Origin of the sequence: Sulfitobacter sp. CW3 (genome assembly GCF_019392245.1) — a bacterium.
GTDB lineage: Bacteria > Pseudomonadota > Alphaproteobacteria > Rhodobacterales > Rhodobacteraceae > Sulfitobacter.
In genome coordinates this window covers 79,007-97,394 of record NZ_JAHXRL010000007.1, presented here as the reverse complement: position 1 = coordinate 97,394, position 18,388 = coordinate 79,007, and the positions used below count along the sequence as shown (strand labels likewise).

Here is an 18,388-nt window from a genome sequence, read left to right as displayed (position 1 = left end):
GGGGGTCACTGTCCCGACCATCCCCCGTCAATGATATGTGGGTGTCCCGTGGTAAAGGCGGACTCGTCGCTGGCCAGATACACCACCAGCGCCGCGATTTCTTCGGCGGATGCGACGCGGCCCATCGGCTGGCGGGATACAAACTGCTCTAGCGCTGCTTCCTTACTGCCCAATGTCTTGGCCAGTGCGTCAACGCGGTCATGCCAACTGGGGCTCTCTACCGTGCCCGGACAGATGCAATTGCACCTGATGCCTTGCGATACATAATCCACGGCGACCGATTTTGTCAGCCCGATCACGGCGGCCTTGGTCGTGCCATAGATAAAGCGATTGGGGGCACCGATCACCGACGAACACGCCGACGACATATTGATGATAGAGCCTGCGCCACGCTCCAGCATCCCCGGCAGGGCAGCGCGTATCGTGCGCACCATCGAGCGCACATTGAGGTCAAACGCGAATTCCCAGTCGTCATCTGTCGCGTCCAGAACGGACCCGTGATGCACAAACCCCGCGCAGTTGAACAAGACATCGGGATTCGCACGCGCGACACCGGTCGCAACGCTGTCGGTGTCCCGGGCATCCAGCACAAAGGTCTCGACCCCTTTTAGACTCGCCAATGCATCGGCGTTCACATCCGTCGCAAAAACCTGCGCTCCCTCGGCGGCCATCGCCAACGCGCTTGCGCGACCGATGCCTTGCCCGGCTGCGGTAACCAATACGCGTTTGCCATCCAATCTGTTCTTTGCCATGCCATGACCCTCCCGATGTGCCGCAGGTTTGCCCTGCAGGTGTCTGCACGCTACGCGAGGGAAAAGGGCTTGGCTATATCGCATGGATTTTGTCCGCACAGAAATCTTGTCCAAGGGGCGGCGGCGGCGTAGCCTCACACTATGCGCCACTGCTGCGCGTGAAGGTTAAAGGGCTATAGCATGCAATGTGTAAGACTTGATCCATCCGACAACGTAGTGACGGCGATCCGGCCACTTGAAGCCGGCACACCCGTTGAAACGGTGTTGACCACCCAGCTGATCCCCTCTGGTCACAAGGTTGCCACGGCGGACATCGCGCAAGGCGCGCCTGTCTACAAATATGCCCAAGTGATCGGTTATGCGTCGCAGGATATTGCCGCTGGCGCGCATGTACACACCCACAACCTCGCGTTTCGGGCAACAGATGCCACCTATGAATACGCCACTGATTTACGGCCCGTGACACCGGTGCCCGAAGATCAGCGCGATACCTTTATGGGCTACCGCCGCGAGAACGGCAGTGTGGGGACGCGCAACTATATCGCTATAGTGACATCGGTGAACTGCTCTGCGACCGCGGCGCGCATGATTGCAGACCACTTCACGCCAGAAAGGTTGGCCGAGTACCCTAACGTAGACGGGGTGGCCGCCTTTGTTCACGGTACTGGTTGCGGTATGGCTGGGGATGGTGACGGGTTCGAGGCGTTACAGAGGGTGATGTGGGGATATGCCCGCCATCCCAACCACGGCGGGGTCCTGATGGTGGGGCTGGGCTGTGAGATGAACCAGATTGATTGGTTGCTAGAAGCCTACGGCCTCAAGCAGGGGCCGCTGTTTCACACGATGAACATCCAGAACGTGGCCGGCCTGCGCCGCACTATCGAATTGGGCATCGAGAAAGTCACGGCAATGCTGCCCTTAGCGAACCAGGCGCAGCGCACGCCATGTCCCGCATCCGAGCTGAAGGTGGCGCTGCAATGTGGCGGCTCTGATGCGTGGTCCGGAATTACCGCCAATCCCGCGTTGGGCTACGCCTGTGATCTGCTGGTGGCGCAGGGCGGCACGGGTGTGTTGGCCGAAACCCCCGAGATTTACGGCGCAGAACATCTGTTGACCCGCAGGGCGGCCGAGCGGCCCGTGGGTGAAAAGCTGGTCGGGTTAATCAAATGGTGGGAAAATTACACTGGCCGCAACAACGGATCGATGGATAACAACCCCAGCCCCGGCAACAAAAAAGGCGGCCTGACCACGATCCTTGAAAAATCGCTGGGGGCGGCGGCCAAAGGCGGCACAACACCCCTGACCGGTGTCTATAAGTATGCCGAGCCTGTGACCGCACGCGGTTTCACCTTCATGGATAGCCCTGGCTATGATCCGGCATCCGTCACAGGACAGATTGCTGGCGGGTGCAATCTGGTCTGCTTTACCACGGGCCGCGGCTCTGCCTTCGGGTCCAAGCCAAGCCCGACGATCAAGGTCGCCACCAACACCGAAATGGCGCGGCGCATGTCCGAGGATATGGATATTGACGCAGGCACAATTCTGGGCGAGGGCGTTAGCGTGGCCGAAAAAGGCCGCGAGATTTACGAATTGTTTCTGGCAGTCGCCTCGGGGGAGGCTAGCAAATCAGAGGCACAGGGCCTTGGGGATTACGAGTTTGTGCCGTGGCAAATCGGTGCAGTGATGTGAGCGACCGCTCACCCACAATACCGTTGACAAATTTTTACAAATGATGCCACTCTACTTCCGATAGCATGATTTACCCAGCGTAAGCGTCATAGCTACCAATTGAACGCGGCAATCGTTTTGATGCAGCCGTGTCACCCATGGGAGGAACGACATGAAATCCACTAAAACGATTGCGTTTGCAACTTCGACTGTAGCGGTATTGGGCCTTGTGCCTGCGATGGCTGCTGCGGAAACCAAACTGAAATGGGCCCACGTCTACGAGACAAGCGAGCCCTACCACACCTGTGCAGTCGCCGCGAACGACCTGCTGATGACAGCAACCGATAGCCGCTATGGCATCGAGGTGTTTCCGGCATCATCGCTGGGCAAGGAAGTAGACATCAACGAGGGTCTGGGCTTTGGTACGGTTGATATTATCTATACCGGACAACTGTTTGCGGGCCGCTCATTCGGCCCCATCTCGATCGGCGGCGCGCCGTTTATGTTCCGCGACTATGACCACTGGGACAAATACCGCAACTCGGATTTGTTCAAAGAGCTGGCGCAGGGGTATACCGATGCGACAAGCAACCACATCGCGGCATTGACGTATTATGGCGGCCGCCATGTGACCTCGAACAAGCCGGTTCTGACCCCTGCCGACATGAAGGGCATGAAGATCCGGGTGCCGAACGCGCCACTTTATATGATGTTCCCGGAAGCCGTCGGCGCGAACCCCGCACCGATCGCCTTTGCCGAAGTCTATCTGGCGTTGCAGCAGGGTACCGTGGACGCGCAGGAAAATCCGCTGCCCACCATTCAGGCGAAAAAGTTCTATGAAGTTCAGACGAACATCAACCTGACGGGCCATATCACAGATGCGCTGCTGACCATCGTTGGCGGCCCTGCGTGGGATAAAATGGACGAGGCAGATCGCGGTGCGCTAAGCGGTGTTCTCACAGAGACGGCAGTTTGCGCGACAGACGCTATCATCAAGGCCGAAAACGAGCTGGCCGAGTGGTTCCGTGGCGAAGGCGTTCAGGTCAACGAAGTTGACCGTGGCCCCTTTATCGAAGCGGTAAAAGCGTTGCACAACGGCCCTTCTGCGACGTGGGATCAGGCGACCTATGACCGCCTCCAGGCGATCAAGTAACACGTCCGATCCTTGAGAATTGCGACAGGGCGCACAGAGCGCCCTGTCCATCCGTCAAAGGAATTTACGATGACACCGCCCCCTGATGACACCCCTCCCATAGCGCCAATCGCCCTAGAGGAGGAAACGATAGACCTGTCCGACCAGCAATGGGACGACAGCGTTGTGCTGGTGCTGTTCTGGCTTCTGGCGGGCGTTGTGTTTCTTCAGTTTTTCACACGGTATGTCCTGAACGACTCCATCGCGTGGACCGAGGAAATCGCGCGCTTCCTGTTGATCGGCGTGACGTTTTTAGGGGCCATCATGGCCACCCGTAAACAAAGCCATATCGCAGTTGAGTTCATTTACCGATGGGTACCGCGCACTGGCCGCAGGATTGCACAGTTTGTTATTGATGCCGTCACCACCGGTTTTTTCATTATTCTAGCTGTGTTGAGCGGTCAGATCGCTGGGCGCACGCGACAGCTTATGGTGTCCATCGAACTGCCGAAATCCACTGTCTACTGGATCGTCGCTGCGGCCTTTGTCTGCATGGCGCTCTATTCCGCATGGAACATGTGGGTGCATTTACGCGACGGGACGTCGAAACTGATCGACCCCGAAAAATATGCGGACCAGATCCGCGCAATCGATTAGGAGCAGACAGTGGACATCATCTGGCTTTTTGTGATGCTGCTTGGCATGTTGATTTGCGGCGTTCCGGTTGCGGTGGCGCTTGCGGGGTCGTCTGCGGTATTCTTGTTTGCGAACGGAACAACGCCAACGATGCTGGTCGCCCACCGGATGATCAACGGCGTGGACAGCTTTCCGCTGCTTGCGGTACCGTTCTTTATTCTGGCCGGGAACCTGATGAACACCGCCGGGATTACCGAACGGATATTCAACTTTGCCCTCGCTTTGGTCGGGTGGATGCGCGGCGGTTTGGGGCATGTGAACGTCGGTGCCAGTGTTATTTTTGCCGGCATGTCAGGCGCGGCGGTTGCCGATGCGGGTGGTCTTGGCGCGATCGAGATCAAGGCGATGCGCGATGCCGGATATGACCCCAAGTTTGCCGTTGGCATTACCGCAGCTTCCTCGACCATCGGGCCGATCATTCCGCCGTCGTTGCCCATGGTCATCTACGGCGTTGTTGCAGGCACCAGCATCGGGCAGTTGTTTGTTGCGGGCTTCATTCCCGGATTGTTGATGGCGGTATCGCTGATGATCATGATTGCGATCATGGCCCGTACCCGCGGCTTTGAGCGGGATCAGGCGTTTTACTGGTCAGTGCTGTTCGCCACATTCAAGCGTGCGTTCCTGTCGCTGCTGACGCCGATCATCATTGTGGGCGGTATCTTGTCAGGCGCGTTTACCCCGACCGAGGCAGCGGTTGCGGCCTGTGCATGGGCGCTTTTTCTGGGCATGGTTGTCTACCGTACACTGACCATCCCGCGGTTTCTGCGCGTCAGTTTCGATACCATCGAAACGACAGCCGTTGTTCTACTGGTCGTCGGTGCCGCCGCCGTTTTCGCATGGATTTTGACCAGCAACCGCGTGCCGGAACAGTTCGCTGCCGGTTTGCTGGCGGTATCGGACAAGCCTTGGGTGATCCTCATCCTGATGAACCTGATCCTTCTCGCGGTCGGGTGCTTCATGGAGACGGTGGCCGCCATTACAATCCTTGTACCGGTGATGCTGCCCATCGCTGTGTTGCTTGGCATTGATCCGGTTCATTTTGGCGTCATCATGGTGTTGAACCTGATGTTGGGCTTGTTAACGCCTCCTGTTGGCATGGTGCTGTATGTGCTGTCGCGGGTGGCAAAAATCCCCTTTGAACAATGTGTCGTAGGTACGGCGCCCTTCCTGATCCCGCTGGTTATTGTTTTGATGATGGTCACGTTTATTCCGGCGATCACCATGTGGCTGCCCACCTTGATCTACCGCTAAGGATTGCAGTTATTTGCTGAACGCCTCGACGGTTGCCTGCGCGCCCTTGGCCCAAAATTCCCGCGCAGCCGCGATCAAGGGCTGTTCAAGGCGCGCAGCCAGATCGGCTGGGAAAACAGCGTCGAAGGTCAGTAGCGATCTGACAATGTGTGCGGGGTCGTCCAGTCCAGAGGTCAGATCAAGAAGCTTTGCCGCATGTGGATCGCGCACGTCGATTTTGTTGCCCGCTTCATCCGTGCCGCAGACATAACGCATCCAGGCCACAACAGCGGTACATAGGGCAGGCGAGGCGCGCCCGTTGTCCAGGTTGCAGCGCAGCGTCGCTAGCAGACGTTGCGGTAATTTCTGACTGCCATCCATCGCAATCTGCCACGTCAGATGACGAATGGACGGGTTGGCATAGCGATCCAGCAAAGCGCCTGCATACTCTTCAAGGTTTACGCCTTCGGGTGGGGTGACGGCCGGTATGATCTCGGTCCACAATACGCGGGCATAGGTCGCAAAGGCAGGATCGGCGATGGTATCTGCAATCGTTTCTTTCCCCGCCAGATATCCCGTGTAGGCCAGTGCCGAATGCGTGCCGTTGAGCATTTTGAGCTTCATGTTTTCATGTCTCGTCACGCTTGTGACCATCTCGGCACCTGCGGCGGCCAAATCAGGTCGCGCATTATCGATAAAATCATCCTCGATTACCCATTGTGCAAATGGTTCGTGCAGGACGGGCGCCGCATCATAATGGCCTGTCAGCGTGGCCACGCGGGCGATATCGTCCTGAGTTGTGGCAGGTGTAATCCGGTCCACCATCGTCGCGGGAAAACGACCGTGGTCTGCGATCCAATCCGCCAGCGCAGGGTCAATCAGGCGTGCAAATTCCAGAACCACACCGCGCACCACGCGCCCATTATCAGGAAGGTTGTCACAACTAAGCACCGTGAAGGGCGCGCTGCCCGCATCGCGGCGACGCTGCAAGGCGCGCACGATAAAACCGATGGCGGACACGGGCAACGGATTGGACAGATCATGCGCAATGTCTGCATGATCGGTATCCAACGCCCCAGTCGACGGTATGTGGCAATACCCTTTTTCCGTAACGGTCAGGGACACAATCTTGATCTCTGGTGCCGTCATCGCAGCCAGCACGGCCTCCGGGTCTTCGGGGGCAACCAGCACATCGTTCAACACATCAATTACCCGCGCTTCAGACTGCTCGGGGTAAAGCGTGACTGACGTATAGGCCCAATTCTGCGGCCTGAGCGCATCGCGCGTCGCGGGATTGCGCAAGGAGATTCCGACAACGCCCCAGTCCCCACCGGAAGCTGCTATGGCGTCTGCGATATAAACACATCCAAAGGCCCTGAAAAACGCACCCAGCCCGAGGTGGACAATGCCACTGCGCGGGCGCGGCAGGTCGCCACGGGTGAGCAGATCAACGGGCAAGCCAGCCTCCGTCCACATTCAAGATCGTGCCGTGAACATAACGCGCCGCCGGACTGCTAAGATAGACGGCGGCCCCGGCGATATCGGAGGCATCGCCCCACCGACCTGCGGGTATACGTTCCAATATGGCCTTGTTGCGTGCAGGGTCGCTCCGCAAGGCTTCGGTGTTGTTTGTGTCGATATATCCGGGGGCCACGGCGTTGACGTTGATGCCGCGCGCCGCCCATTCATTGGCAAGGATCTTCGTCAGCCCCGCCACCCCATGTTTGGAGGCCGTATAGGACGGCACGCGGATACCACCCTGAAACGACAGCAACGAGGCGATGTTGACCACTGCGCCCTGCGCTTTGCGGGCGAAAACCGCCGCAGCAAAGGCTTGGGTCGTGAAAAACAGCGCCTTGAGATTGACGTCCATGACATCATCCCACTCCGCCTCGGTGAATTCGGTGATGTCATTGCGGCGAATGATGCCCGCGTTATTGACCAGAATATCAATGTCTTGGCCAGTAAACAGCGTCTGACCTGCCATCGGATCGGCAAAGTCTACCAACACCTCGGACGCCACCCCGCCGACAGCTTCGATTTGCGCAACGGTCTCGTTACAGCTGCGTCTTCCCGCGCAAACGACCTGCGCACCAGCCTGCGCCAACCCTATTGCGATGGCTTGCCCAATGCCCGTATTGGCACCTGTGACCAATGCCTTGCGCCCTGCCAGCGAGAAGGGATTGGTCATCGCAAATCCTCCATCGGGACCATATCCATATCGGTGAAATCGACGTTATCACCCGCCATCGCCCAGCAGAAAGTGTAGGAACCCGTCCCGGCACCTGAATGGATCGACCAAGGCGGGGAAATAACAGCCTCTTCATTTGCCATCACCAGATGGCGGGTCTCGGTGGGCTGTCCCATGAAATGGAAAACGCGTTGTCCCGCATCAACGTCAAAGTACAGATATGCTTCCATTCTTCGGTCATGGACATGGGCTGGCATGGTGTTCCACACGGACCCTGCGGCGAATTTGGTATACCCCATCAACAACTGGCAACTTTTGCAGACATCGGGATGCAAAAGCTGATGGATCACCCGCTCGTTGGCCTGCTCGCGTGATCCCAGCTTTACCCGCCGGGCGTCCTTCTCTTGAATGTGGGTTGTGGGATAGGTCTGGTGCGCGGGCGCGGACAGGATGTAAAAGCGCCCCTGGCCAGAGAATGTGACGGCACCGCCGCCCATCCCAATATACAGCACCTCGCCCTTTCCTAATACGTAATCCCTGCCATCCACGCTGACGGTCCCTGTCTCGCCGATATTCAGCACAGCCATCTCGCGCCGCTCAAGAAAAGTTTCGGTGCCAGTCTCGGGCACTTCGCTTAGGGTTAGCGGCCCACCTGCGGGCACCGCACTGCCCAGGATCAGCCGGTCATAATGGCTGTAGACCAGAACAATTTCGTCTTCGGCAAATAGATGGCCCACATGGAAATTCTGGCGCAAACCGTCCGTGTCCAACGCTTTGGCGGACGCGGGATCAATCGCATAGCGGGTTTGGGTGCGTAGCATAGAATGCTCCTGTCAAAGGGGATTGGCGGTTATAGGCGGTAAGCGTCTTTGGCGAGCCTGTAGGAGAGGTCATAGGCGACTTCAGGCGCTTCGCGTTTGGTCAATCGTCCTGTCGCGACCAATGTGGCCAGATACGAACAATCCACCCGCCGCGCCACATCGTGCCGTGCGGGAATGGAACAGAAGGCGCGTGTGTCGTCGTTGAACCCGACCGTGTTGTAAAAACCCGCCGTTTCGGTTGTTGCTTCGCGAAAGCGGTGCATGCCTTCGACGCTGTCGTGGAACCACCACGGCGGCCCCAGTCTGAGCGCGGGATAGGCACCCGCCAGCGGGGCAAGTTCGCGTGCGTATGACGTTTCGTCGAGCGTAAAAAGAATAATGGTCAGATCGCGCGCGCCCCCGACCGCATCCAGCAGCGGTTTGAGCGCATGCACATAATCGGTTCGGGTGGGGATATCGAACCCCTTGTCACGGCCGAATTGCGCAAAAACCCCTGCCGAATGATTACGAAAGGACCCGGGGTGGATTTGCATCACCAGCCCGTCTTCGACGCTCATCCTTGCCATCTCGGTCAGCATATGACCGCGAAAGGCATCAGCCTCATCCGGCGTGCATTTCCCCCTGAGCGCTTTGTCAAACAGGGCGGCGGCAACATCGGGGGTCAGATCCTCGGTGCGGGCGGTGGGATGGCCGTGGTCGGTGGATGTGGCACCATAGTTTTTAAAGAAGGCGCGCCTGTTATGGTGTGCGGCCAGATATCCGCTCCAGCTTGTTGCATCCTCACCGGTGATGTCGCCCAGTTTTTCGATATTCGTGGCAAAGCCGTCAAATTCGGGGTCAATGACCGCATCAGGCCTGTAGGCGGTCACAACCTTGCCGCCCCAGCCGCTGTCGTTAAGCATCTTGTGCCAGCGCAGATCATCCAGCGCGCTCTCGGTTGTTGAAATGGCTTCTATATTGAACTTCTCGAACAGCGCGCGGGGGCGGAATGCGTCTTGTTTCAGCTGCCCGTCGATCTGGTCATAGATATCATCGGCGGTATCTGCCGACAGTGGCTGTGTCACGCCAAACACCTCTTGCAGGGCGTGGTCCACCCAAAGGCGGGAAGGCGTGCCGCGAAACAGGTAATAGTTCTGTGCAAACAGCTGCCAGATTTTGCGCGGGTCCTGCTCGGTCGCCGTGCCGTCAGCCCGCGGCACCCCCAACGCGTCAAGCGAGACACCCTGCGAATGCAACATTCGAAAAATGTAATGGTCGGGCGTGACAAACAGCTGTGCGGGATCAGGAAAGGCCGCATTTTCAGCAAACCAGCGCGGGTCCGTGTGGCCATGAGGGCTGATAATGGGGAGATCACGGACGTCATTATAGAGCGCGCGCGCGATATCACGGACGGCGGGGTCAGTCGGAAAAATCCGGTCTTCGTCGAGTAATGCCATAAATCCCCCACCAGACGGGACAGGCGCCTGACAATTTCTGCAATAAGCTTAGTGAGCTCCGTACTATTGTCAACTAATATCCCAGTTGAAAACCTGTCAATGACGTGTATGAGAAATGCAGTATGACCGCACAACAAAAGGGGATCGAATTTGACAGGTACAGGTCACAAAGTTACCGCGCTTCACCTGCCACGCCTTGGGCATGTCGTGCAGACAACAGTTGCGGATCAGGTTTTTGACATGCTGCACAGGCGCATCCTGTGTCTGGACCTGCCGCCATTGACCAAGCTTTCAGAGGCAGAGGTGGCGGCGCTGATGGGCGTGTCGCGGCAGCCTGTGCGCGAGGCGTTCAAAAGGCTGGCAAAGCTGGGGTTTCTGGTGATCCGCCCACAAAGCAGCACCACCGTCAGCCTGATATCCGAGGAAGCCGTTGTGCGCGCGCATTATATTCGCGCCGCGCTGGAGATACAGAACTGCAAGACGGCCTGCGTTACGTTGACCGCAGACGGCGATGCCGCGCTGTTAGCGTTGATCGATCAGCAGCGCGCAGCGGTTGCCGCCCATGACAAAGAGAAGTTTCACGCACTCGATGATGCGTTCCACCGCGGGATTTGTGTCCAGTCCGGTATCGGCTATGTCTGGGATCTGATCCTTGAGAACAAGGGGCACATGGACCGCGTCCGGATGATCTCGCTCGATACCGTGTCGCAGAAGATGGCCCTTGAAGAGCACATCGCGATTTACGAGGCACTACGGTCGCGCCAGCCCGAGCAGGCCGTTAAGGCGATCGAACACCATCTGGCCCGCATTTTCGTTCATATCGAAACCGTCAAAGCCCAGAAACACGACTGGTTCGTTCATCAGCAAGACTAGCAGTCTGCCACACTAATGGTTGTCGCGCGGCAGGCTTTTCGCGGCAATGTTACGGTACTTGTCCGCATCACGCAGGGTCATACCCTGATCGAATGGCTGTACCATCTCGCGGAAATATTGCTGCCATGGCGATTGGCTGTCCGGTGACGGATAGCCACCGCTTGCCTCGAATGCAGCACGGCGCAGGGCCACCGCATCAGCGTCGAGCACAAGATTTACCGAGCAGTCGTTCAGATCAACGCGAATGCGATCCCCTGTTGCCAACAAGGCCAGGCCCCCGCCGTCTGCCGCCTCGGGGGATGCGTTAAGGATAGAGGGGGAGCCGGATGTTCCCGATTGCCGACCGTCCCCGATGCAGGGCAGGGCCTGTATCCCCTGTTTCAGCAGATAGGCAGGCGGGCGCATGTTCACCACTTCGGCACCGCCCGGATACCCTTTGGGGCCGACACCCCGCATCACAAGGATGGTATTGCCGTCAATCCCCTCGGCCGGGTTGTCGATGCGGTTGTGGTAATCCTCGGGCCCGTCAAACACGACGGCGCGCCCTTCGAATGCGTCGGGGTCGTCGGGGTTGGACAGGTAGCGCGCGCGAAAATCCGCGCTGATAACGCTGGTCTTCATCAAGGCACTGTCAAAGAGGTTACCCTTGAGATTGATAAACCCGGCTTTCCCCATCAAGGGCGCATCGATGGTCCGTATCACGTCCGTATTCTTGGACCGCTGTGCGCCATAATTTTCAACCATACTGCGTCCGTTCGCGCAAATCGCGTTGGGGTGCGGTAACAAACCAGCGGCAAGCAACTCTCCCACGACGGCGGGGACGCCGCCTGCCATATGATAGTCCTCGCCCAAATATTCGCCTGCGGGTTGCAGGTTTACGATGAGGGGAATGTGGTGGCCGATGGCTTGCCAGTCATCATTGTCCAACGGCACGCCAAGGTGACGGGCGATGGCGTTCAGATGGATCGGCGCGTTAGTCGAACCGCCAATGGCTGAGTTGATTACAATGGCATTCTCGAACGCTTCGCGCGTCATGATCTGCGCGGGGCGCAAGTCTTCCCAGACCATATCAACGATACGTTTGCCTGTTTCGTAACTGATCTGGCCGCGTTCACGGTAGGGGGCAGGGATCGCGGCCGCACCTGACAGTTGCATGCCCAATCCTTCTGCCAGCGAATTCATCGTTGTGGCGGTGCCCATCGTATTGCAGTAGCCCACCGAAGGGGCAGAGGCGGCGGCGATTTCCATGAACTCTTCGTTGGTGATTTCGCCCGCTGCCAACCGCTCGCGGGCTTTCCAAATCACTGTGCCTGATCCTGCGCGTTTCCCCTCGTACCATCCGTTCAACATAGGCCCGACAGAAAGCGCAATCGCGGGAATGCCCACGGTAGCGGCTGCCATCAGTAGCGCAGGCGTTGTCTTGTCACAGCCGATGTTCAGCACGACCCCGTCCAGCGGGTAGCCAAACAGCGTCTCTACCAAGGACAGATAGGCCAGATTACGGTCCAGCATTGCCGTAGGCCGCTTGCCCGTTTCCTGAATAGGATGGACAGGTACGATGATCGGTGTTCCGCCCGCCGCAATGATGCCGTCACGCACGCGTTTGGTCAGCTCCAGATGATGGCGGTTGCACGGGCTTAAATCGCTTCCCGTCTGTGCGATTGCGATGATGGGCTTGCCCGATTGCAGTTCTTCGCGCGTCAGCCCGTAGTTCAAATAACGCTCAAGATAGAGCGCGGTCATTTCCGGATTGTCGGGGTTCGCAAACCACTGGCGAGAGCGAAGATCTTTGGGGGTTATCTTTGTCAATTTCAGCTCCAACTTGGTAATTGCGCGGTTTGATCGCGTCGGAATTTCGTCTTGGTCGTTAGACCTCACCACGGACCGGACGGTCATTTTCAATCGTGAAAATCATCCCGTCCAGCAGTTCATCCAGATCGGGGCGGGCGGCCGGACCGTTGGAAATCGCAATGATCTGGGCTGTGCCATCGGGACGGAGACAGAAAATGCCCGGCTCGGCAAAGCGGCGATCGGTTTCCTGACTGGACAGGGGATCACTGACATATAGCCCCATGGCGCGCATCTGCGGTTCTTGCAGATCATAGCCGATATCAAAGGTCCAACCGAATTTGGCGATGTCGTCCTCGACCTTTTCTAAAGGGTCAGCCGAGATACACTTGACGGCAAAGCCTGCCTTTTCCCAGTTTGAGTAGGTCTGCTCTAGCTTGTTAAGGTAGTTTTTGCAGCGCCCGCAATGCTTCCCGCGGTAGACGATAAGCAGTGTCCAGCCGTCAGTGTCTCCGCCAATTTTTACGGTGCCGCCTCCGATTTTCGGGACCTCAAATATGGGGAAGTCTGCGCCAGCCTGTAGCTTGGTGGTTTGGTGGGAAGTGGCGTTTGTCATGTCCGGTACCTTTCAGGTGTGGTCACTACTTTGCACAGATAATCTGAACTCTTGAAGCAGGCAAAGCGTGGTTTTGTGTCCGAGTTGTTAATTGCGGGTGTGATTCTGCGAATATCGATTAATGCTTTCCGCGGCGCGTTGAATAGATTTGGCAGGCCCATCCCCAAGAGATATAGTGAAGAGCGCGGCCCATCAAAACTGGTCTAAGCCCATATAATATTGTAAAATAATCTGACGGTCCGCACAAAGGGCACGGTCAAATACGCGGCATAAACGGGTGAAGGCCGGAACGGCATTATTGAACCTCCAAAAAAAGAACTTGTAAATATTTGTAACGTATGGGAACAATTTTGCAATAATTTGTCCTTGGGAGGAAACAATTATGAAAATTAACAAAATTATCACCCGTGGTGCGTTTGCCATCGCCGTAGCTGCGTCTTTCGCGGCTATGCCACTGACCGCCGAAGCCAAAGACTGGCGCGGCTGGAACATCCACGTCGAGGACTATCCAGTGTCGCACGGCATGGAAGCATTCATGGCCGAAGTCACCGATAAAACGGGCGGCGAGATCAAAGGCAAGGTTTTCCACGCAGGCGTTCTGGGCTCGCAGCCTGACGCGATCGAGCAGCTTCGCCTTGGTATTATGGACTTTGGTGTCTTTAGTCTTGGGCCAATGGGTCAGGCCGTTCCAGCGACAAACGTTGTCTCTTTGCCTTTCGTCTTCAAAAGCGTGCCGCAGATGTACAAATTGATGGACGGCGCACCTGGTGCAGCACTTGGGGCCGCACTGGAAGATAAGGGCATTGTTGCTCTTGGCTATTATGATGCCGGCGCACGTTCGTTCTACAACTCGATCAAGCCGATCAACACGCCTGCGGATGTCGAAGGCATGAAAGTGCGCGTGATGAACAACGATCTGTTCGTTGGGATGATCGAATCCATGGGCGGCAACGCCACGCCGATGGCATTTGCCGAAGTGTACCAATCCATCAAAACCGGTGTGGTTGACGGTGCCGAGAACAACCCGCCATCCTACGAATCCACAAGCCACTTTGAAGTTGCGAAATACTACTCTCTGACTCAGCACCTGATCATTCCTGAATGTCTGTGCATGAGCAAAAAGACCTTTGACGGTCTGACAGCAGAGCAGCAGGAAATCGTGAAAGCTGCCGGCAAACACTCAACCGATTTGCAGCGCAAGCTGTGGGGCGAGCGTGAAGCAGCATCCATGAAGATCATCACGGACGGCGGCGTAGAAGTGAACGAGATCGCCGACAAGGCCGCATTCCAAGCTGCGATGGCACCAGTCTACGAGAAGTATCTGGCAGCCAATCCAGACATGACTGAACTCGTCAATCTGTTCCGTAACGCTGACTAATCAGCTCCGCTGGAATAATGTGCGCCCTGTGAAAAACGGGGCGCACCACTTCTCTTTCAAAGGAATTCGCTCGTGGAATATGCGCCCCGCTGGATGAAGCTGACCGAGCGTGCTCTCGATGGTCTGAGCTTTGTGTGTATGCTCGCAGCGTCCATCGCCCTCGTCATCCTTATCGCGACATTCGGTTGGCTGGTCTTTGGCCGCTACGTGTTGAACGCAACACCGACATGGGTTGAACAGCTCGCGCTCTTGTTGATCTGCTACATTACCTATCTGGGCGCGGCGGTCGGGATCCACGAGAATACCCATCTTGGCGTCACCATCTTTCGCGATATGACGGGCCCACGGGTCAGCAGCATCCTTAAGCTGGTCATTGATATCGTGCTGTCACTGTTCGGATTGATCATGCTGGTGGCCAGTGTCGAACTGGTCAAATTCGGTTGGAGCACGATGCTGCCGATGCTGAACATTCCCGAAAGTTTCCGGTCCCTGTCTGCCGCACTGTGTGGTGGGCTTGTGTTTGTTTTCGCTGGATTACGCGCCGTATTCCGCATCGCCTGCTTGATGCAGGGCAGGGTGTATATTGAAAAAGGTATGTTTTAATTATGGGCCTCGCTATTCTTCTTGGCATCTTCGGCTTTGCGGTTGTGCTGGGCATACCCGTCGCATTTGCCATGGGCATCGCTGCTGCGACGGCCTTCTGGTATGAGGGTTTTCCGCTACTGATCACCTTCCAGCGGTCGGTTTCCGGCATATCCGTCTTTTCGCTTCTGGCGATCCCGTTCTTCGTTTTTGCCGGCGAGCTGATGTTGCACGGCGGCATTGCCATGCGACTGGTCAAGTTTGCCTCTGCCCTTGTCGGGCATGTGCGTGGCGGTCTGGCCTCGGTCAATATCTTTTCGAGCATGCTGTTTGGCGGTATTTCCGGCTCCGCTGTGGCTGACATCTCGGCGCTCGGGTCCATCCTGATCCCTGTGATGAAAGAACGCGGCTATCATGCAGACTATGCGGTGAACGTCACTGTGACGTCCTCCATTGCGGGCATCGTGATCCCGCCCAGCCACAACATGATCATTTTCGCAGTGGCGGCGGGTGGCGGCATTTCGATCTCTAAGCTATTTCTAGCGGGCGTTATCCCCGGTATTTTGATGTGCTTGTGCCTGGCCATCGCCGCCTATGTGATTGCAGTCAAACGCAACTATCCGGCAGAGCCGTTCCCGGGCTGGCATGCGGTCTGGGTCGCTTCCGTGCAGGCGCTGCCCGGTTTGGTCACTGCGGTTATCATCGTCGGTGGTGTTCTGTCCGGTGTGTTTACCGTCACTGAATCCGGTGCGTTCGGTGCTATCTATGCGCTCTTGCTCACCTATTTCGTCTACCGCAGTCTTGACTGGTACGGGTTCAAAACTGCCGTTGTATCCGCAGTGCGCACGACGGCCATGGTGATGGTGTTGATCGGCTTTGCCAGCTCGTTTGCATATCTTCTGGCGCTCTATCAGGTGCCGGAAAAATTGAGCAGCTTCATGCTGGGTATATCTGAGGAAAAGATTGCCGTTCTGCTGATGATCAACATCATGTTGCTGGTGTTGGGCATGATCATGGACATGGCCGCGCTGATCCTGATTTGCACGCCGATCTTCCTGCCGATTGTGAAAGACCTTGGTATGGACCCGACCCAATTTGGCATCATGCTTCTGGTTAATCTTGGTCTTGGGCTGTGTACGCCCCCAGTGGGAACCTGCCTTTTTGTTGGCTGTGCCGTCGGCAGGATCAAGATCGAGGAAACGCTTCGCACGATATGGCCATTTTATCTCGCCATTCTGGCGGCTCTCATTCTGGTCACTTACGTGCCTGCTGTGTCCCTGTTCCTACCGTCTTTGCTTGAGTGACCCTGACATGCTGCGCGTCTCCTCCCCCACAATGGCGCGCAGCATGTCCTGACACACAAGTTCACCAATTTCACCAATGCGCCGAAAATATTAAAACAGAAAGTTCTCGCCATGACCGCACCGACGCCTGAAATTCTTGAAAAGCTGATGCATGTCAGCACAGCAACGCTGACGACAGCATTGTTCAAGCGCGGCTTTCGTAACGTGTTTATTCAAGGGCCCCACCGGATGAACCCGGGGCCGAACATGGTCGGGCCCGCGTATACACTGCGCTATATTCCGGCGCGCGAGGATCTTGATGGTCTGGAGTCTTTCGCGGACCGCGCCAATCCGCAGCGCAAAGGCGTCGAGGAATGCCCCGAAGGGGCTGTGTTTGTGATCGACTCACGGCAGGATTCTACGGCGGCTTCGGCAGGGTGTATTCTGGCCACCCGCCTGATGATGCGCGGCTGCAAAGGGATCGTGACCGACGGCGGATTCCGCGACACGCCCGAAATCTCGGCGCTGGCGATGCCTGCCTATCATACCCGCCCCAGTGCCCCGACGAATTTGACCAAACATCATGCCGTTGCAAACAACGATCCTATTGCATGTGGCGGTGTTTCGGTGTTTCCGGGTGATATTATGGTGGGTGACAACGAAGGCGTTGTTTGCATCCCCGTGCATCTGGTGGCAGAAGTGGCGGCAGAAACCGAAGAGATGACCGTTTTCGAAGATTTCGTTCTAGAAATGGTGCAGAATGGTGCCTCGATCTTTGGCCTTTATCCGCCAACCGATCCGGCAACAAAGGACAAGTTTAAAACATGGCGGGAACAGAAAAACAGGTAGAGGGTCTGGACGGCACAGGTTCGATCTCCCTGAAGCCGGGGAAAGATCGGACGCTGTCTGACCATGCCTATGAGAAAATCCTCGCTATGATTTCAAGCGGGGAAACGCCTGTTGGTGCCAAGCTTCCGACCGAACACGCGATGAGCGAGATGTTGGAAGTGTCGCGTCCAGTCCTGCGCCAAGCGCTTAAACAGTTGCGCGAAGACGGTGTTGTCGTATCCCGCCAGGGGTCCGGATCGTTTGTACAACGCCGTCCCGACACTGCCGTGCTTGCCTTTGCGCCGGTGGGATCCATCGCCGATATCCAACGGACATTCGAATTTCGCGCCGCTATCGAGGGCGAGGCGGCTTATCTGGCAGCAGAACGGCGCACCGAATCCGACCTTGCGAAGTTGCGGGCGCACTTCAAAGAGCTGGACCGCTGTATTCGTGAGGGCGAACTGGGTGTTGAAGCTGACGAGGCCTTTCATCAGGCAATTTGCGTCGCATCAGGGAACCAGTATTTCACAACGGCCCGTACCTCGATGAAGTCGAATATCCTGACGGGTTTAAATCTGACGCGGAACCTGTCGTTAAGCAAACCGCGCGAGCGCATGGAGCTGGTTCAGCAAGAGCACCGCCGCATCCTTGAAGCGATCGATGCGCGTGATCAGGCAGAGGCCCGCGCCGCGATGCGCGCACATGTCGAGAATGCCAAAAACAGGGTGTTCGAAGGATAGCCGGGATCAGTCCAGCGGCAGTCCGTGCGCTTCCATAAAATCATCGCGCCGCGGTGCAAAGCTATCAAGCAGGCTACCTTCTTTCAGGCAGACACATGAATGTTCTACATTTGATGGAATGATCAGCGCGTCGCCAGTGTTCAGGATTTGAGTTTCGCCGCCAACCGTAAATTCGAACTGGCCGGCAGAGACAAATGTGGTCTGAACATGCGGGTGGGAGTGTGGCGCGCCGACGCCTTGTTCTTCAAACATGAACTCCACCATCATCAGGGCTTTGTCCTGACACAGAATACGGCGCTTTGCGCCCGGTCCGGAAACCATCCAGCCTTGTGCTGTATCGGTAGTCGTGCCCATTTGAGAAACCCTTTTGACGT

The 18,388-nt window shown here is 56.9% G+C and carries 18 protein-coding genes; 10 read left to right on the top strand and 8 right to left on the bottom strand.

What is annotated here, in order from left to right:
- Positions 1 to 5: 5 nt before the first annotated feature.
- On the bottom strand, positions 6 to 752 hold the full coding sequence (locus KZZ06_RS15565) for an SDR family oxidoreductase (RefSeq protein ID WP_219581042.1): 747 nt from the start codon (positions 750 to 752) through the stop codon (positions 6 to 8).
- A 180-nt stretch (positions 753 to 932) separates the two neighbouring features.
- Here KZZ06_RS15565 and KZZ06_RS15560 point away from each other — a divergent pair, with 180 nt between their 5' ends.
- From KZZ06_RS15560 to KZZ06_RS15545, 4 genes are all read left to right on the top strand, one after another.
- Positions 933 to 2,441, top strand: a complete 1,509-nt coding sequence (locus tag KZZ06_RS15560; protein WP_219581041.1) for a UxaA family hydrolase — start codon at positions 933 to 935, stop codon at positions 2,439 to 2,441.
- Between the two features lie 151 nt (positions 2,442 to 2,592).
- Positions 2,593 to 3,573, top strand: a complete 981-nt coding sequence (locus KZZ06_RS15555) for a sialic acid TRAP transporter substrate-binding protein SiaP (protein WP_219581040.1) — start codon at positions 2,593 to 2,595, stop codon at positions 3,571 to 3,573.
- A gap of 69 nt (positions 3,574 to 3,642) precedes the next feature.
- Positions 3,643 to 4,209 (top strand): TRAP transporter small permease, encoded by a 567-nt coding sequence (locus KZZ06_RS15550; protein WP_219581039.1) that lies wholly within the window; start codon positions 3,643 to 3,645, stop codon positions 4,207 to 4,209.
- A gap of 9 nt (positions 4,210 to 4,218) precedes the next feature.
- Complete coding sequence (locus tag KZZ06_RS15545; RefSeq protein ID WP_308340028.1) at positions 4,219 to 5,499, top strand: TRAP transporter large permease; 1,281 nt, start codon at positions 4,219 to 4,221, stop codon at positions 5,497 to 5,499.
- Between the two features lie 9 nt (positions 5,500 to 5,508).
- On the opposite strand, the gene KZZ06_RS15540 is transcribed toward KZZ06_RS15545, so the two are convergent.
- Genes KZZ06_RS15540 through uxaC form a run of 4 tightly spaced genes read right to left on the bottom strand, consistent with a single transcriptional unit; the run spans position 5,509 to position 9,926 of the window.
- Complete coding sequence (locus KZZ06_RS15540) at positions 5,509 to 6,936, bottom strand: mannitol dehydrogenase family protein (protein WP_257884400.1); 1,428 nt, start codon at positions 6,934 to 6,936, stop codon at positions 5,509 to 5,511.
- Complete coding sequence (kduD, locus tag KZZ06_RS15535; protein ID WP_219581037.1) at positions 6,926 to 7,669, bottom strand: 2-dehydro-3-deoxy-D-gluconate 5-dehydrogenase KduD; 744 nt, start codon at positions 7,667 to 7,669, stop codon at positions 6,926 to 6,928. Before kduD ends, KZZ06_RS15540 begins: the two co-directional genes overlap by 11 nt.
- Positions 7,666 to 8,490 carry a 5-dehydro-4-deoxy-D-glucuronate isomerase gene (gene kduI / locus KZZ06_RS15530; protein ID WP_219581036.1) on the bottom strand — a complete coding sequence of 275 codons (825 nt, stop codon included), beginning with the start codon at positions 8,488 to 8,490 and terminating at the stop codon, positions 7,666 to 7,668. Before kduI ends, kduD begins: the two co-directional genes overlap by 4 nt.
- A gap of 29 nt (positions 8,491 to 8,519) precedes the next feature.
- Positions 8,520 to 9,926, bottom strand: a complete 1,407-nt coding sequence (uxaC, locus tag KZZ06_RS15525) for a glucuronate isomerase (protein ID WP_219581035.1) — start codon at positions 9,924 to 9,926, stop codon at positions 8,520 to 8,522.
- Positions 9,927 to 10,076: 150 nt separating this feature from the next.
- Here uxaC and KZZ06_RS15520 point away from each other — a divergent pair, with 150 nt between their 5' ends.
- On the top strand, positions 10,077 to 10,799 hold the full coding sequence (locus KZZ06_RS15520) for a GntR family transcriptional regulator (protein ID WP_257884399.1): 723 nt from the start codon (positions 10,077 to 10,079) through the stop codon (positions 10,797 to 10,799).
- A gap of 12 nt (positions 10,800 to 10,811) precedes the next feature.
- On the opposite strand, the gene KZZ06_RS15515 is transcribed toward KZZ06_RS15520, so the two are convergent.
- Together KZZ06_RS15515 and KZZ06_RS15510 are read right to left on the bottom strand one after the other, a co-directional pair.
- Positions 10,812 to 12,608 (bottom strand): IlvD/Edd family dehydratase, encoded by a 1,797-nt coding sequence (locus KZZ06_RS15515; protein WP_257884398.1) that lies wholly within the window; start codon positions 12,606 to 12,608, stop codon positions 10,812 to 10,814.
- 58 nt (positions 12,609 to 12,666) lie between these two features.
- Positions 12,667 to 13,203 carry a redoxin domain-containing protein gene (locus tag KZZ06_RS15510; protein WP_219581033.1) on the bottom strand — a complete coding sequence of 179 codons (537 nt, stop codon included), beginning with the start codon at positions 13,201 to 13,203 and terminating at the stop codon, positions 12,667 to 12,669.
- 382 nt (positions 13,204 to 13,585) lie between these two features.
- On the opposite strand from KZZ06_RS15510, the gene KZZ06_RS15505 reads away from it, so the two are divergent.
- The 5 genes from KZZ06_RS15505 (at position 13,586) to KZZ06_RS15485 (ending at position 18,014) form a co-directional block, all read left to right on the top strand.
- The gene (locus KZZ06_RS15505) at positions 13,586 to 14,581 is read left to right on the top strand and encodes a TRAP transporter substrate-binding protein (RefSeq protein WP_219581032.1); all 996 of its coding nucleotides are present in this window, start codon (positions 13,586 to 13,588) and stop codon (positions 14,579 to 14,581) included.
- A gap of 72 nt (positions 14,582 to 14,653) precedes the next feature.
- Entirely contained in the window at positions 14,654 to 15,184 is a 531-nt protein-coding gene (locus KZZ06_RS15500) for a TRAP transporter small permease (RefSeq protein WP_308340027.1), read from the top strand.
- A gap of 2 nt (positions 15,185 to 15,186) precedes the next feature.
- Positions 15,187 to 16,467, top strand: coding sequence for a TRAP transporter large permease (locus KZZ06_RS15495; RefSeq protein ID WP_219581031.1), 1,281 nt, complete (start codon positions 15,187 to 15,189; stop codon positions 16,465 to 16,467).
- Between the two features lie 111 nt (positions 16,468 to 16,578).
- The gene (locus KZZ06_RS15490; protein WP_219581030.1) at positions 16,579 to 17,295 is read left to right on the top strand and encodes a ribonuclease activity regulator RraA; all 717 of its coding nucleotides are present in this window, start codon (positions 16,579 to 16,581) and stop codon (positions 17,293 to 17,295) included.
- Positions 17,271 to 18,014, top strand: coding sequence for a FadR/GntR family transcriptional regulator (locus tag KZZ06_RS15485; RefSeq protein WP_219581029.1), 744 nt, complete (start codon positions 17,271 to 17,273; stop codon positions 18,012 to 18,014). Before KZZ06_RS15490 ends, KZZ06_RS15485 begins: the two co-directional genes overlap by 25 nt.
- 6 nt (positions 18,015 to 18,020) lie before the next feature.
- On the opposite strand, the gene KZZ06_RS15480 is transcribed toward KZZ06_RS15485, so the two are convergent.
- The gene (locus tag KZZ06_RS15480) at positions 18,021 to 18,368 is read right to left on the bottom strand and encodes a cupin domain-containing protein (RefSeq protein ID WP_219581141.1); all 348 of its coding nucleotides are present in this window, start codon (positions 18,366 to 18,368) and stop codon (positions 18,021 to 18,023) included.
- Positions 18,369 to 18,388 lie beyond the last annotated feature (20 nt).

Bases quoted from the DNA above. Each gene is read 5' to 3' on its own strand.
- KZZ06_RS15505 (WP_219581032.1), top strand. From the start codon at position 13,586: ATGAAAATTAACAAAATTATCACCCGTGGTGCGTTTGCCATCGCCGTA.
- KZZ06_RS15565 (WP_219581042.1), bottom strand. From the start codon at position 752: ATGGCAAAGAACAGATTGGATGGCAAACGCGTATTGGTTACCGCAGCC.
- KZZ06_RS15550 (WP_219581039.1), top strand. From the start codon at position 3,643: ATGACACCGCCCCCTGATGACACCCCTCCCATAGCGCCAATCGCCCTA.
- KZZ06_RS15510 (WP_219581033.1), bottom strand. From the start codon at position 13,203: ATGACAAACGCCACTTCCCACCAAACCACCAAGCTACAGGCTGGCGCA.
- KZZ06_RS15495 (WP_219581031.1), top strand. From the start codon at position 15,187: ATGGGCCTCGCTATTCTTCTTGGCATCTTCGGCTTTGCGGTTGTGCTG.
- uxaC (WP_219581035.1), bottom strand. From the start codon at position 9,926: ATGGCATTACTCGACGAAGACCGGATTTTTCCGACTGACCCCGCCGTC.
- kduD (WP_219581037.1), bottom strand. From the start codon at position 7,669: ATGACCAATCCCTTCTCGCTGGCAGGGCGCAAGGCATTGGTCACAGGT.
- KZZ06_RS15555 (WP_219581040.1), top strand. From the start codon at position 2,593: ATGAAATCCACTAAAACGATTGCGTTTGCAACTTCGACTGTAGCGGTA.
- kduI (WP_219581036.1), bottom strand. From the start codon at position 8,490: ATGCTACGCACCCAAACCCGCTATGCGATTGATCCCGCGTCCGCCAAA.
- KZZ06_RS15560 (WP_219581041.1), top strand. From the start codon at position 933: ATGCAATGTGTAAGACTTGATCCATCCGACAACGTAGTGACGGCGATC.
- KZZ06_RS15480 (WP_219581141.1), bottom strand. From the start codon at position 18,368: ATGGGCACGACTACCGATACAGCACAAGGCTGGATGGTTTCCGGACCG.
- KZZ06_RS15490 (WP_219581030.1), top strand. From the start codon at position 16,579: ATGACCGCACCGACGCCTGAAATTCTTGAAAAGCTGATGCATGTCAGC.
- KZZ06_RS15485 (WP_219581029.1), top strand. From the start codon at position 17,271: ATGGCGGGAACAGAAAAACAGGTAGAGGGTCTGGACGGCACAGGTTCG.